At 63.7% G+C, this 14,786-nt stretch carries 11 protein-coding genes; 6 read left to right on the top strand and 5 right to left on the bottom strand.

Annotation, left to right across the window (positions count from 1 at the left end; all coding sequences use genetic code 11):
- The first annotated feature begins 176 nt into the window (after window positions 1-176).
- The gene (locus FXB40_RS43420; RefSeq protein ID WP_148778369.1) at window positions 177-740 is read left to right on the top strand and encodes a helix-turn-helix domain-containing protein; all 564 of its coding nucleotides are present in this window, start codon (window positions 177-179) and stop codon (window positions 738-740) included.
- 18 nt (window positions 741-758) lie between these two features.
- Here the strand turns inward: FXB40_RS43420 and FXB40_RS43415 are convergent, their stop codons facing one another.
- Window positions 759-1,970 (bottom strand): hypothetical protein, encoded by a 1,212-nt coding sequence (locus FXB40_RS43415; RefSeq protein WP_148778368.1) that lies wholly within the window; start codon window positions 1,968-1,970, stop codon window positions 759-761.
- Between the two features lie 2 nt (window positions 1,971-1,972).
- A complete protein-coding gene (locus FXB40_RS43410; protein ID WP_148778367.1) occupies window positions 1,973-3,337 on the bottom strand; it encodes an APC family permease in 1,365 nt (454 codons plus the stop codon).
- A 367-nt stretch (window positions 3,338-3,704) separates the two neighbouring features.
- Between FXB40_RS43410 and FXB40_RS43405 the strand changes: the two genes are divergently transcribed.
- Together FXB40_RS43405 and FXB40_RS43400 are read left to right on the top strand one after the other, a co-directional pair.
- Window positions 3,705-5,006 (top strand): alpha/beta hydrolase, encoded by a 1,302-nt coding sequence (locus FXB40_RS43405; RefSeq protein ID WP_246208327.1) that lies wholly within the window; start codon window positions 3,705-3,707, stop codon window positions 5,004-5,006.
- 186 nt (window positions 5,007-5,192) lie between these two features.
- Window positions 5,193-5,519, top strand: coding sequence for a GrlR family regulatory protein (locus tag FXB40_RS43400; RefSeq protein WP_148778365.1), 327 nt, complete (start codon window positions 5,193-5,195; stop codon window positions 5,517-5,519).
- 32 nt (window positions 5,520-5,551) lie between these two features.
- Here FXB40_RS43400 and FXB40_RS43395 read toward each other — a convergent pair whose 3' ends face one another.
- A complete protein-coding gene (locus FXB40_RS43395; protein ID WP_148778364.1) occupies window positions 5,552-5,941 on the bottom strand; it encodes a hypothetical protein in 390 nt (129 codons plus the stop codon).
- 91 nt (window positions 5,942-6,032) lie between these two features.
- On the bottom strand, window positions 6,033-7,202 hold the full coding sequence (locus FXB40_RS43390) for an MFS transporter (RefSeq protein ID WP_148778363.1): 1,170 nt from the start codon (window positions 7,200-7,202) through the stop codon (window positions 6,033-6,035).
- Between the two features lie 186 nt (window positions 7,203-7,388).
- Between FXB40_RS43390 and thrS the strand changes: the two genes are divergently transcribed.
- From thrS to FXB40_RS43375, 3 genes are all read left to right on the top strand, one after another.
- Complete coding sequence (thrS, locus tag FXB40_RS43385; protein ID WP_187437534.1) at window positions 7,389-9,503, top strand: threonine--tRNA ligase; 2,115 nt, start codon at window positions 7,389-7,391, stop codon at window positions 9,501-9,503.
- 93 nt (window positions 9,504-9,596) lie between these two features.
- A complete protein-coding gene (locus FXB40_RS43380) occupies window positions 9,597-10,160 on the top strand; it encodes a nitroreductase family protein (protein WP_187437533.1) in 564 nt (187 codons plus the stop codon).
- Window positions 10,161-10,223: 63 nt separating this feature from the next.
- Complete coding sequence (locus FXB40_RS43375; protein WP_148778360.1) at window positions 10,224-11,483, top strand: serine hydrolase domain-containing protein; 1,260 nt, start codon at window positions 10,224-10,226, stop codon at window positions 11,481-11,483.
- Here the strand turns inward: FXB40_RS43375 and FXB40_RS43370 are convergent.
- The gene (locus tag FXB40_RS43370) at window positions 11,469-13,931 is read right to left on the bottom strand and encodes an EAL domain-containing protein (protein ID WP_148778359.1); all 2,463 of its coding nucleotides are present in this window, start codon (window positions 13,929-13,931) and stop codon (window positions 11,469-11,471) included. The two genes, FXB40_RS43375 and FXB40_RS43370, sit on opposite strands and share 15 nt — an antisense overlap.
- Window positions 13,932-14,786: the final 855 nt, after the last annotated feature.

Below are 14,786 nucleotides of genomic sequence, written 5' to 3'. Positions count from 1 at the left end.
GCGCGATATACCAGCGCATCTGCTCACAATATTCGCGCTCCTGCTTGAAATTTCTGCGCATGAGTTTTCTTTAGGAATACATCTGCCAGCCGCCCGGACGGGCCGCCCGCGCCGCCGGGCTGGCAGTCGGACGGCATCTGTTGCAAAAGAAGCATCAGCAGTTCGGAGACTCATGCGTGCTTGACGTCAGCAAAGCGACAGCGGTCGGGGCCAATATCCGCCAGGCGCGGATCGCCAAGGGCCTGACGTTGGACCAGCTCGCCAGGCAGAGCGACCTAACGCGCGGTTACATCTCGCTGGTCGAGCGCAACCTGAAGATCCCCTCGCTCGCGGCGCTCCTGCGTATGGCCGCCGCGCTCGAGGTCAATGTTGCCAATTTCTTCGACCCCAACGCGGAGCCCGCGCCGCGCTACACGCTGTTCCGCCGCGAAGATGGCAATGTGCCGCTGTTCCAGGACACGTTTGGCGTGGTCCCGCTGGTGACCGGCCGCACCCGCAAGATGATGGAGCCATTCCTCTTGAGCCCGCCGCATAAATCAGCGACGCGGGCCTCGCATGCAGGCGAGGAATTGCTATTCGTCATCAACGGCAAGATCGCGATCAAGCTCGACGGCGAAGAGCTCGTCCTCGGCAAGGGCGATTGCCTGTATTTTTCAGGCGAGACACCGCACGAGGTCAGGAGCCTCGGCCGGCAGAAGGCAGAGGTGCTGGTCGTCGTGGCACAAAGCCCGACAACGTAGGCAGCACTTTAGCAGGCGCTAGCGGAACCAGAAGAAGCGTCCGGGCGGCGGCGGGATTGGCTCGGGCGGACGCGGCCGCTTCGGCCGCGGTTTCGGTTGCGGTTCGGCAAACGAGGTCGTCTCCGCGGCCGGCGCGGCCTCGCTCCCGGGGATCTTCACCGACAGCAGCAGGTTCGACTCATGCGTCCGCCAGCGATAGCCGACGCCGAAATCGATCGGCTGCGCCCGCGTGAACAACTCGGCGTAGCGCTCCTGGTACCGACCGGGGAATTCGCTGATCGGGCCGAGGTAACGGCCGAACGGGAAAAACCGCCATTGCCGCGCATTGTAGTTGGCGAGCGGAATGCCGGAATCATCCTGGATGATGGTCGCGCTGTTGGCGAGCAGCCAGTCGCGGGCGACGGTGAAATTGCCCGCGTGCAGGAGATACGATGCGCTCTTGAGCAGGCTGTTACCGGGCCCGAGCGTCTCGCAGAATTTCAGGAAGCCGGCCGCGCGCGCACCGGAATTGGAAAGATCGGTCGAGAAATAATACAGCGTGCGCGCCTCGCCGTCGGCGCCTGCGAAGGTAATGCGGACCCCGCGCGTGGCATTCGGCCCCGGGTTGTCATTGCCCGTGTGCACCCCGCCCTTGTCGTCGAGCGCGACGGTCTCGACGTTGCGGATGGTTTTGCCGGAGCGCGCCAGGAAGACGTAGAGGATCGGCAAGGTGCCGTTGACCTGGTTGGCGTGCAGGTCGACCTTCATCTGCTTGGTGATGAAGAAGGAGAAGCTCAGGATCGAGCCGAGCGAGCGCTCGACATTGTAGAGCGCGGCATTGACCGAGCCGCGCGGCAGCCTGGTCAGATCGGGCACCGCACCGGCCGGCTCCAGCGCGCCAAGCACGTAGGTGCTGGCCTTGGAATAGAAGGCGTTGGCGTAGAGGAAATCCGGGCCGCTGAAAAAATAGAACATGGTCGGCCGCGGCGCCGCGAGATTGAGGTCCGACCAGCTCCGGATCGTCGACAATTGCCGCTGCTCGAGCTGGGCGAAGGCACCGTCGAAGAATTTTGCGTGATGCTGCCAGGACGGGTCCCTGGTGAGCGCGACCAGCGGCGAGTCCGCTGAAGGCTGCATGCCTGCGAGGAAGCGCGCAGTATCGTCGAAGGTGACCTCGGCCGCGCGCGTGGACGAGATGGCCGCGGCCAAAAGGGCAAGAGCGACGGCCGCAATTCTCATGGGTCGAAACATGTCTATTCGCGATTGTGTAACGTGGCAGCGGCGACCGGCCGCCTGCGGAAAGCTGCATAAATCAACAGGCCCGAGAGCATGACGAGCATCCCCGACAGCGACTGCACCGGCCGCTCGGTCAAGAGGTAGTACATCATGGACGCGGTCACGAGCAGGAAAATGAGCGGCGTAAACGGGTATCCCCAGGCGCGATAGGGTCGCGGCAGGTCGGGATCGGTGATGCGCAGCTTGATGACGCCGGCGACGGTGAAGAACGAGCAGAACAGCAGCGAGAACTGAATGAAGTCGAGCACCGCCGCGAAGCTACGCGTGAACAGCAGCAGGTTGGCGACCGCAAGCTGAAACAGGATGGCATAGGCCGGCGCGCCTCTCACCGATCGCTTCGAGAACACGCGCAGCGCCGGGATGTCCTCTCCCATCGTCATCATCACGCGCGGGCCGATCCACATCATCGCGCTGATCGAGGAGATCAGGCCGAAACAGATCATCGCGCCGACGATCCGGCCGCCGAGACTGCCGAAGATGGCGTTGCCGGCCACGCTTGCGACGTCGAGCTGTCCGGCCAGCGCGCTGATGGGTGTCGAGTAGAGGAACACCGCGTTGAGCGCGACATACAGCACCAGCACGATCAGCGTGCCAGCGAGCAGCGCCCGCGGCAGGTTCTGCTGCGGCATGTTCATCTCGCCGATGATGTAGGTCGCGGCATTCCAGCCCGAGAACGAGTACATCACGAAGACAAGCCCGATCGCGAAAGGCGCGCTGACAATGTGGGCGAGATCACCGGCGTGCGGTGCAAAGGAGATCGGCTGCGGCGTACCGACAACGAAGCCTGCAACGAGGAAAACAACGATCAGCACGACCTTGAGGATGGTCGAGATCAGCTGGAAGGTCGAGGAGTGCCTGACGCCGGTCAATTGCACGATCGAGACCAGCCACACCACACCGATGGCGAGCGGGATCGGTGGCACCCCAGGCATAACGGACTTGGCGTACTCGCCGAAAGCCATGGCCGCGAGCGCTACGGGCGCGGCAAACCCGACCGTTGCCGAAACCCAGCCGGCAAGAAAGCCGAAGGCCGGATGATAGGCGCGGCCGAGGAAATTGTACTCCCCGCTCGAGCGCGGAAACATCGCGCCCAACTCGCTGTAGGAGAACACGCCGCACAGCGCGACGATGCCGCCGACGGTCCACAGCGCGAGGATCGAGAAGCCCGAGGGGATGTCCTTGACCTGGAAGCCGAGGCTGGTGAAGACGCCGACCCCGATCATGTCGGCCACGACGATTGCGGTTGCGACCAGAACGGAAACCCCGGAGCCGCCGGTCAGCCGTCCGGTCCAGGGCGCGGTTCCCGCATCTGATGCCGTCATCTGGGTCCTCAGCCTCAGGCGTCACGCCTCATGGGAGGCATCGTGCAGATTGGTCCAGTCAATTCAAGCAGGGTTAACAAGGGTTAAATGAGGCGGTCAAATTAGGTAATTAGCCACCGTTTGTGCCCGCCTTTGGGCAATAAACCCGTAGTCGGCCGCGGAAATACGCACGTCGCTCCCACAATCGCGACACGTTTGCGTGGTCTTTTTTGGTCGTTCCGGATGTGGGGAAGTTTCTCCGGACACTTAACGTCGCCTAAACGCCAGTCGGCTCAATTGTCTTAAGATTGCCGATGGACGTGTGACTTGGGTCGTGACTTGGGGTCATGGGTGGATGGTCGGGGCCGTTCCGAAATTGAGAGCAGACATGCGTGCTGACCGGACCAGGGTGTCCGGCACGCGTCGTCGTGCGCTTCGGGTCGCCCTGATCTCAGGATTGGTGCCGTTGTCGCTGACACTGGTTCAATGCGGCAAGGCGCCCAATCCTGCGGCGCTCGCGGCGAACTCGCAGGCCAATGTCCCGGTCGTCGATCAGACCGTCGCCAAGACCAATTCGCGAGTTGCCAGCGGCGATACGTTCGAGGATCGCTTCCCGGCTCCGCAGTTCAAGGAGCGCTTCCCCTCGGCGAGCGAGAGTTTGCTGCAACGGCAGATGTCGGACTTCTCGCCCAAGCGCGCCGTGCAGCAACAGCCGGACCAGGCGCCGTACAAGGTCGCCTCGCTCGCGCCGCAGATCCCCTACCAGCGTCCGCCGCGTGAGGACCTGACGACCCTCGTCAGCATGAAGTCCTCGGCCTTCCCCTATTTCGGCAACAACCCTGCGTCCGACGCGCCCTTCCTGAATATCTCCAAGGGCGACCGCCGCGGCCACCGCAGCTACTCCGGACGCGTGTTCTGGCAGGACGAGACCTACAACGACAGCCGCGTGCTCATGCACGTCCCCGAGCATTTCGATGTGCGCAAGCCTGGCGTGATCGTGGTGTTTTTCCACGGCAACGGCGCAACACTCGAGCGCGACGTACGCGATCGCCAGCTGGTGCCGCAGCAGATCACCGATTCCGGCGCCAATGCCGTCCTGCTCGCGCCGCAGATGGCCGTCGATGCCGCCGACTCCAGCGCCGGAAAATTCTGGCAGCCTGGTGGCCTCAAGCGCTTCATGGAGGAGTCGGCCAGCCACCTCGCGCAGCTGACCGGCGATCCCAACAGCGCACGCGCCTTTGCCAACATGCCGATCGTGATCGTCGGCTATAGCGGCGGCTTCCTGCCGACCGCCTGGAGTCTCGAGGTCGGCGGCATCAGCGATCGCGTCCGCGGCGTCGTGCTGCTCGATGCGGTCTACGGCGAAATGGACAAGTTCGCGTCCTGGATCGAGAGCCATCGCTCGGGCTTCTTCGTCAGCTCCTATACTCACTACACCGCACGGCGCGACCGCGAGTTGATGAGCATGTTGCGACAGAAGGGCATCGGCGTTTCCGAGGACATGGACGGACCCTTGCGTCCCGGCAGTGTCGTGTTCGTCGAAACCGGCGACGGCATCACCCACCGCGACTACGTCAATCGCGCGTGGACGCAATACCCGCTCAAGGACGTGCTGGTGAAGATGTCGGCAACGCCGGCGCTGGCGCTGACACGCGTCGCAGCCACCAACTCTTCCGCATCAGGTCGTTAGTCCGGATATTGCGCGCGCCGGCATTTCCGCCGCGCTGACTGCAGCTCCATCAGGCCATGATCAAAATGTGATGTTGATGGCCGGTAATCCCCGGCAGCAACCGGATTGCTTCTGCTGGCCACGACCATATTTTGCCGGCCAGACTGCACTTGAACCAGTGCACTTGGAATAGCGCGGGGACAGGCATTGCGCCAGGGACTGTACAAGGTCGACTTCCACACGGTTCACGGAACCGGCTGCGGCGTGGTCTACGTGACGGATGGCAAGATGCGCGGCGGCAATTCGGCCTTTGCCTTCATCGGCACCTACACGGGCGAAGGCAACAGCATCAGGGTCAAGATCTCGACCGAGCGCTACAACGACGACCCATTGTTCAAGGCGCTGTTCGGCATCGACCGGATCACGCTGACGCTCGCCGGCCGGGAAGACGGCGACACGGCCGAGTTCGAAGGCACCGCGCTGCAAGTGCCGGGCGTTGCCTTCAGAGCGGTGCTGAGCCGGATCGCCGACTAGGCGCCCGGCCCTCGAACCTCAGCTCTTGATCTCTAGCTTTTGGGCAGCTTCGGAATGCTCTCGGCAAAGCCGTTGAAGCAGGCCAGCCGCTCATCCTCTTCCTTGAAGAACCGGCAATCGGCGTAGCCCTTGGCCTTCGCCGGCTTCGGCTTGGGCGTCGGCGGGATAATGGCGTCGTAGCAGTTGAGCCGGTCCTTGGTGCCGTCGTCGGTTTCGAGGCAGGCCTGAAGCCGCGCCGCGATCGATTGCGGCTTGCCCTTCGGTGCTGCAGCCGGCTTGGCGGCGGCCTCTTTGGTGCCGGCCTTGGCCCCCTTGGGCTTCACCTGCACCAGCGGCTTGTCCCCCACCATCGGTGGCTTGTCGGTCTGCGCAAACGCGGAGGCCGAATAGAGCACCGCGGCAACCGCCAGAATCATCCTCATTTCAGTCAACTCTCTTTGGTCCCCATGACGGGCCTTCTAGCGCTCTCCCGCGCGGTTTGCCAAGCGCCTTGAGCACAGGAAAACGCACGATTCAGGCTGGAGCGGCAGCCCGCTTGGGCCGGCTCAGGACCACCAGGATCAGCGCCAGCACGACGAAGCCGGCCGCCACGAAGCCGAGCGGATACAGCAGCTCGCGGGCGAACAGCAGTCCGCCGATGGCGGAGCCGACGGCCTGGCCGATATAGAGCACGGAGGTGTTGAGGGCGACGGTCGCCGATGCAAGCTGCGGCGCGGCTGCGACCAGCCGCACCTGCTGCATCGAATTGGTCGAGGCGAAACCCAATCCCCAGATCGCGACCGTGCCTGCCATCAACATGAGCGTACCGGCACCGAGCGCCCAGCCCGTGATGCCCACGAGTAGCAGGCATGTGAACAGCAGTGAGGTTCGGTAAGGTCCCCAGGTGTCGACGATGCGGGTCGCGATGACGACACCAAGGAAACCGCAGACGCCATAGGTGCCGAACACCATGCCGATCGCATCTGGGCCGGCATCGGTGAGCTTCTTGAGCAGCGGCCCCATGAAAGTGAACACCACGAATTGTCCGGACATTTGCAGCATGGTGATCGCAAGCAGCAACAGGATGGTCCGGCTACGCCCGACCGCGCTCCAGGTCGTCAGATCAACGGGCGTGCCCTTCAGACCCGCCGGCAGGCGCACCAGCAGCAACAGGAAGCTGATGCAGCCGAGCGCGCCAATCTCGCCATAGGCCGCGCGCCAGCCATATCGGCTGGCGATGAAGGTGATCAGAGGAAGGCCGATGGCGGCAGCCAACGACCAGCCGAGGAAGATGTAGGCAATCGTGCTGCCACGCCGCTCCGCCGGCACGATCAACGCCGCCGTGCCAGCAGCCTGAGGCGTGTAGAGGGCGCCGACGGCAAGCATCACCAGGCGGATGACAAGGAGGCTGACATAGTCGGGCGCAAAGGCCGAGGCGAGATTGCCAAGGGCGAGCACCGCGAGCGTGGTCGTGAGCAAGACCCGCCGCTCGATGCGGCTGGTCAGCCACGCCGTCAGCGGCGAGCCGATGCACAGCGTGATCGCGCCGAAGGTGATCAGCAGGCCGGCCGCATGGATGCTGACCCCGAGTCCGGCGGACAATTCCGGCAGCATCCCCGCCGGCGCCAGCACCGAGCAACCGGTGACGAGATTGCCAAGCATCAGGGCGGTTGCCGTGAAACGGCCGGCGCGGGGACTTTCCATGCAAGTGCATGTAGAACAGGCCCGCGACCAGTGAAAGGGCGTCGTTCGAAATAGTTGGAGCGCTGCCCCGGCTTTTGCGCGCCACTTTCTTGGAATTGCCGGATTGCACAGGCCGAATCGCCTGATATATCGCTCGTTCCCGCTTACCTGCGCTCGTTCGCAGGAGTGAGCCTCAGGAGAAAAGCAATGTCCGACCAGCCCAAATCTGATCAACTCAAATCCGATCAACCCAAGTCTGATCCCAAGTCCGATCAAGCGAAGTCTGATCAAGCGAAGTCCGAATCCGGCTTCCAATATTCCCTCAGCAATCTGAAGCCCGTGACCCCTGCCGCCAAAGTCACCCTCACCTTCCCCGACGGCGCCCAGCGCCAGTTCGACAAGAGCATCACCGGTCTTGATATCGCCAAGGGCATCTCGCCGTCGCTGGCCAAGCGCACGGTGGCGATGGCGCTCGACGGCGAAGTCGCCGACCTCAACGATCCCATCGAAGCCGATGCGAAGATCGAGTTCGTCAACCGCGACGATCCGCGCGCGCTCGAATTGATCCGCCACGACTGCGCACACGTGCTGGCGGAAGCCGTGCAGTCGCTGTGGCCGGGCACGCAAGTAACGATCGGCCCCGTGATCGAAAACGGTTTCTATTACGACTTCTTCCGCAACGAGCCGTTCACGCCGGAAGATTTTGCCGCGATCGAAAAAAAGATGCGCGAGCTCATCGCGCGTGACAAACCTTTCACGAAGGAAGTCTGGGATCGCGAAAAGACAAAACAGGTGTTCCGCGACAAGGGCGAGGCCTTCAAGGTCGAGCTGGTCGACGCCATTCCCGGCACCGAGCCGATCAAGATCTACTACCAGGGCGACTGGTTCGATCTCTGCCGCGGCCCGCACATGACCTCGACCGGTAAGGTCGGCAACGCCTTCAAATTGATGAAGGTGGCTGGCGCCTATTGGCGTGGCGACTCGAACAACCCGATGCTGACCCGCATCTACGGCACGGCCTTCGCCAAGCAGGAGGACCTCGACGCTTATCTCAAGCAGATCGAGGAAGCCGAGAAGCGCGACCATCGCAAGCTCGGGCGCGAGCTCGACCTCTTCCACTTCCAGGAGGAAGGTCCGGGCGTCGTGTTCTGGCACCCGAAGGGCTGGACCATCTTCCAGCAGCTCATCGCCTATATGCGCCGCCGCCTGACCGGCGACTATAATGAGGTCAACGCGCCGCAGATCCTCGACAAGTCGTTGTGGGAGACCTCCGGCCATTGGGGCTGGTATCGCGAGAACATGTTCGCGGCGCAGTCGGCCGGCGACGAGGCCGAGGACAAGCGCTGGTTCGCGCTCAAGCCGATGAACTGTCCCGGTCACGTCCAGATCTTCAAGCACGGCCTGAAGAGCTACCGTGACCTGCCGCTTCGGCTCGCCGAGTTCGGCGTGGTGCATCGCTACGAGCCGTCCGGCGCCATGCACGGCCTGATGCGCGTGCGCGGCTTCACCCAGGACGACGCGCACATCTTCTGCACCGAGGATCAGCTCGCCGAGGAGTGTCTCAAGATCAACGATCTGATCCTGTCGACCTATGCCGATTTCGGCTTCACCGGCGATCTCACGGTCAAGCTCTCGACCCGGCCGGACAAGCGCGTCGGCACCGATGCGATGTGGGACCACGCCGAACGCGTGATGGCCACTGTACTGCGCGAGATCCAGGCGCAGAACAATCACATCAAGACCGAGATCAATCCGGGCGAAGGCGCCTTCTACGGGCCGAAGTTCGAGTACGTGCTGCGCGACGCCATCGGTCGCGACTGGCAGTGCGGCACCACGCAGGTCGACTTCAACCTGCCGGAGCGGTTCGGTGCGTTCTACATCGACCATGACGGCGGCAAGAAACCGCCGGTGATGGTGCACCGCGCGATCTGCGGCTCGATGGAGCGTTATATCGGCATCCTGATCGAGCACTATGCCGGCAACTTCCCGCTCTGGCTCTCGCCGGTGCAGGCGGTGGTCACGACCATCACCTCGGAAGGCGACGAATACGCCAAGCAGGTGCTGGAGCAGGCGCGGCGCGCAGGGCTTCGGGTCGAGATCGACCTGCGCAACGAAAAGATCAACTACAAGGTCCGCGAACATTCGCTGGCCAAGATCCCGGCGCTGCTCGTGGTCGGCAAGAAAGAGGCCGAGTCGCATTCGGTCTCGATCCGCCGGCTCGGCAGCGACGGCCAGAAGGTGATGACGACCGCGGAGGCAATCGCAGCCTTGGTCGACGAGGCCACCCCGCCGGATGTCCGGCGGATGCGCGAGGCGGTCTGATCCCTGAAATCGATCTAAACTCGCTTTCGGTTGCGGGCGTGCATGCCTATCTGGACATGGCACGCCCGACGACCAGCCGATGAGGTAACCGCAGTGCCCGACGCTATCGAACTCCTGAAAACCCGCCGCTCGGTCAAGCCGCGCGAGATGACCGGCCCCGGCCCCTCGCCGGCCGAGCTCGAGACCATTTTGACTATCGGCGCGCGCGTGCCCGATCACGGCAAGCTCGCGCCGTGGCGCTTCATCATTTTCGAAGGCGACGCACGCCAGCGCGCCGGCGAGGTGATCGCCAAGGTCTTTGCGCGGAAGAATCCCGGCGCCCCTGCAGCCGACATCGAGACCGAGCGCAAACGCCTCACCGATGCGCCGCTGGTGATCGGCATCGTCAGCTTCACCAAGCCGCATCCCAAGGTGCCGGCATGGGAGCAGGAATTGTCGGCAGGCGCGAGCGTCATGAACATCGTCACGGCCGCGACCGCGCTCGGCTACGGCGCCTGCTGGCTGAGCGGCTGGTTCTCGTTCGATCGCGACGTGCTGGACGGGCTTGGCCTCAAGGCGGACGAAAAGCTCGCCGGCCTCGTTCACGTGGGCACGCCGACCAAGCCGAGCGAGGATCGTCCGCGACCGGTCCTTTCCGAAATCGTGACGCGCTTTTAATCGAAGTCTTGTTGACGCCTCGAATGTCTTGCGGCTTTGTTCCCGACCAGGGAGGAAGCCCGGATGAAGCGTCGTGAATTTCTGGTCGGGGCCGCGATGCTGGCCGGCACGATGGCGCGGAGCCGCGCCGCCGACATCCCCGCCCCGTCGCCGGATGGACTCGAGCGCATCACCGACTATTTCAACAACGAGGTGACGAGCGGCCGGCTGCCGGGCGCGGTGATCCTGGTGCAGCAGCACGGCAAGCCGGTCTATCTCAAGACCTTCGGCGTGCGCGACACCAGGACGGGCCTCGCCATGACGCCCGATACGATCTTCTCGATTCATTCGATGACCAAGCCGATCACGTGCCTTGGCGCGATGATGCTGATCGACGAAGGCAAGCTCGCGCTCAAAGACCCCGTGTCGAAATACGTTCCACTCTTTGCCGACACCAAGGTCGGCATCGAGCCCGATGGCACATCGACGCTCGGACTGGAGCCGCCGGTCCGCCCTGTCAACATCGAGGATCTGCTGCGGCAGACCTCGGGTATCAGCTACGACTATATCGGCGCCCCATGGGTCATGGAGGTCTATCAGGCCGCCAATATTTTCGAGGGCCCGTTCAACAACAGGCAGTTCGCCGACCGCATCGCCAAGTTGCCGCTGACCCGTCAGCCCGGGACGCTGTGGCGCTACGGCCATTCCACCGACGTGCTCGGCGCCGTCATCGAGATCATCTCGGGCCAGACGCTGTACCAGTTCCTCAAGCAACGCATCCTCGATCCGCTCGGCATGACCAGCACCAAATTCGTGCTGACGACGCCGGAGGAGCGCACGCGGATGGCGCGGCCGCTGCCGAACGACCCGATCCTGCTCGCCGGCGAGCGCGACCGCCTCGCCCATCCCGAATGGGAATCCGGCGGTGGAGGCCTGCTTTCGACCATCACCGACTATCAGCGCTTCTCGCAGATGCTGCTCAACGGCGGCGAGTTCGACGGCAAGCGTTACCTCAGCCCCGCTGCCTTCAAGGCGATGACGACCGATCACGTCGGCCCCGGCTCCGGCGTCGCCCGCGACTACTTCTATTTCCCCGGCGACGGCTTCGGCTATGGCTACGGCATCGGCGTGCGCACCGATCCCGGCAACGCAAAGCCGCCGCCGGCGGGATCGATCGGCGAATTGAAATGGGACAGTGGCAGCGGCACCTATTTCGGCGTCGATCCCAAGCTCGACATGGTCTACGTCCTGATGCAGCAGACCCAGAACGAGCGCGGCCGCATCACGCCGGCGTTCAAGGCGCTGGTCTACGACTGCTTCCCCGACGAGTTACGCCGCCCGTGAGGCGCGCTGGCCGAAATCGGCCAGCAGCTTTGCGATGTCGGCTGCGGGCCGCGCCGCGCTGAACAGAAAACCCTGGACCTCGTTGCAGCCTTCGGCGCGCAGCCAGTCGAGCTGGTCCTCGGTCTCCACGCCCTCTGCGGTCGTGGTGATGTTGAGGCTGCGCCCGAGCCCGGAGATCGCGCGCACGATCGCGCCGCAGTCGGGCCGCAGTGCCAGATCCTTCACGAAGGAGCGGTCGATCTTGATCTTGTCGAACGGGAAGCTGCGGAGATAGCTAAGGCTGGAATAGCCGGTGCCGAAATCATCCATGGAAATGCTGACGCCGAGCTCGCGCAATTGATGCAGAATCGCCAGGTTCGCATCGGTCTCGGCCAGGAAGATCGACTCGGTGATTTCGAGCTCAAGCCGCTTCGGCGACAGGCCGGATTGCGCCAGAGCCGAGATCACGACCTGAACCAGGTTGCGGCTGCGGAATTGCGCCGGCGACAGATTGACCGCGACCTTGACGTCAACAGGCCACTTCACCGCCTCGGCGCAGGCCTCGCGCAGCACCCACTCGCCGAGCTGGGTGATCAGGCCGATGTCCTCCGCGACCGGAATGAATTCCGCCGGCGAGATCATGCCCTTGTCGGGATGATGCCAGCGCAACAGCGACTCGAAGCCGGAGATACGGTCGGAGACGATCGACACCAGCGGCTGGTAGTGCAGCTCGAACTCGCCATTGGCAAACGCACGGCGCAGATCGAGCTCCATGTCGCGGCGCTTCTGCGCCTGGAGATCCATCTCGCGCTCGAAGAAATGATGCACGCCGCCGCCGTCGGATTTCGCCCGGTACAGCGCCATGTCGGCGTTGCGCATCAACTCTTCCGACGTCACGCCGTCGCCCGGCGACAGCGCGATGCCGATGCTGGCGCCGATCACCATCTCCTGGCCGTCGATGTCGTAGGGCGCTTTCAGCATGTCGATCAGCAGGGCCGCACAGGCGCTGGCCTCGTTCGGCGAGACGTCGGCCGCCAGGATCACGGCGAACTCGTCACCGCCGAGCCTTGCTGCGAGATTGGCGCCGCGGACCGCGGTTACCAGGCGCTCGGCCACCTCCTTGAGCAGGCGGTCGCCCGCCGGATGCCCGAAGGAGTCGTTGATGTTCTTGAACAGGTCGAGGTCGATATAGAGCACGCCGACGCGCTTGCCTGCGGCCCGATCGAGTGCCTGCTTCAAGCGCTTCTGGAAATATTCGCGGTTCGGCAGATCGGTGAGCCCGTCATGATGGGCCATGTGCGCGATCCGCGCCTCGGCCTTGCGCCGCTCGGTGATGTCGACCATCGCGACCAGATAGCCGTCGCGATCGTCGAAGGCGACGCGGCGGCCGAAAGTCAGCACCTCGATCTCGCTGCCGTCAGCGCGCAGATGCCGCCAGTTGCGCGAGGAATGATAGGTGTCGCCGATGCGTTCGAGCGCCTCGGCATGGCTGTCCCACTCGTCCTGGGGCCAGATCTCGGGCAACGTCATGCGCAGGAACGCCGCGCGGCTGTAGCCGTAATGCTGGACAGCGGCGTCGTTGACGCTAAGGAACTGCTTCGTCTCGGCGTCGAACACCCACATCGGCATCGGATTGTTGTCGAACAGCAGGCGGAACGAGGCGTCGCGGCGCTTCAGCGCGGTGACATCGGAGATTGTCAGCGAGACCACGTCGGCGAAGGCGGTGGCGCTGAGCCGCAGATAACGGCCCTCGTGCTCGATCTCGAGCTGCTCGCCGCGGCCACCGGAGACGGCCTTGAGCAGAAAATTCATGATCTCGGACGAAGCCAGCAGCGTGTTTCCTTCGCCGATCCGTCGCCACAGCAGGCTTCCGCTCGCGGCCTGCAGCAGCAGCCCGGCGCTCCTGTTGTGGTGCACGACCTGTAGATCGAACGGCACGCCGTTGGCATCGCGCAGGGTCGCCAGCGACACCACCGCGTCATCGGTCGAGGCGAAGATCGCGTCGAGCAGATTATATTGCGCGCCGCGCTCGTTGACGTAGGCGCCGACCAGCGTCGCGCCCCAGCGCGAGGCCGTCGGCAATGCCAGTACATCGTAGGTCCGGACCATGCCGTCGCGCACGCAATGGGTGCTGGCCTGGTGCGGCTGTCCGTTCTTGAGCGCGCTTGCCACCGCTTCCGACAGCGCGGTGGCGCAATCCGGCGACAGCTCGGCGACCGGAATGTCCCAGCGCTCCTCGCCGAGCCATTTCTGCACGTATCGTCCGCTGCGCGAGAGTTCGAGAGCGCCGTCCCCCTTGAGCAACGCGATATGGTCGGCCAGCCGCCCCAAGCTGCCGAGCATCACGTCCTCATAGCGTGGCAGCCGGTCACCCGGCTTCAACGCGGCTCGCCATTTGCGTTGAAGCACCGGGATGTCGTCAAACATTTCGGTGGCCGGTTTGCCCGGCATCTTCTTCGCGGCACTCATTGCAGTCCCCAACGCACTTTCCCGCCGCATCCAATGCACCCCCGCTTAATGGCGTGTAAAAAGGCCGCAGCCGCCGTTCCATTTTAGTGATTATGACAGTTTTAAGTCGCGCGTTGGTTAGTGGGTATTAGAGACTATGACGGTCGTGTAAAATGCGATGCGTCGCCACGCCGTCATCGCGAGCGCAGCGAAGCAATCCAGAGTCCCTCCGCGGAAAAACTCTGGATTGCTTCGTCGCAAGAGCTCCTCGCAATGACGAGGTGGAGACACAGCTTCGCATCCTCGCGGCCTTTCTCGCCCGAGCTTTGCTTGGTCGCCTTGCCCTCAATTGAAAGAGGGCGCAGGGAAGACCGGGTGCCGGCTGGCACCCGCGGTCCACTGTGCGATGGTTGCGCTACGAGAAGCTGCACAGCGGCATACAGGTGAAGCCGAGACATCCGGCCTTCCTTGCGCAGTGGGTTTACGACTTATGTCGTGCTCTCCCCGGGGAGCGATGCACTATTGCCCCCGTCGTCTCGCGGATGACTGATGTGAGGGCCCGGTTGGGCCACACGCATCACTGCGAGACTTGACGCACAGACCCCGGGCGTCAGGACCACACGATTTCGCCGTACGCAGATCACACCGGTCGTGTGCGCGAGGCTTTCGCTCACGGTTGCCCGCCCTGCAAAACCCTTCGCGCCGATGTGACCTACGTCCACCGCCATCCGGCCCGCGTTCGTGACGATCGCGATACGCCCCTCTTCCTTGGGCCGGGTTACGCGACACATACGCCGTTTCCGAATTTCGGTAAAGTGGAATCATTTTAGTGAGGCGGATTGACCGAAGATTTGTGTGTTTTGCCCGTCGAGGCTG

Source organism: Bradyrhizobium rifense (assembly GCF_008123425.1).
Taxonomy (GTDB): Bacteria; Pseudomonadota; Alphaproteobacteria; order Rhizobiales; family Xanthobacteraceae; genus Bradyrhizobium; species Bradyrhizobium rifense.
The sequence above is the reverse complement of the archived record's forward strand: the minus strand, read 5'-3'. Positions and strand labels throughout refer to the sequence as shown.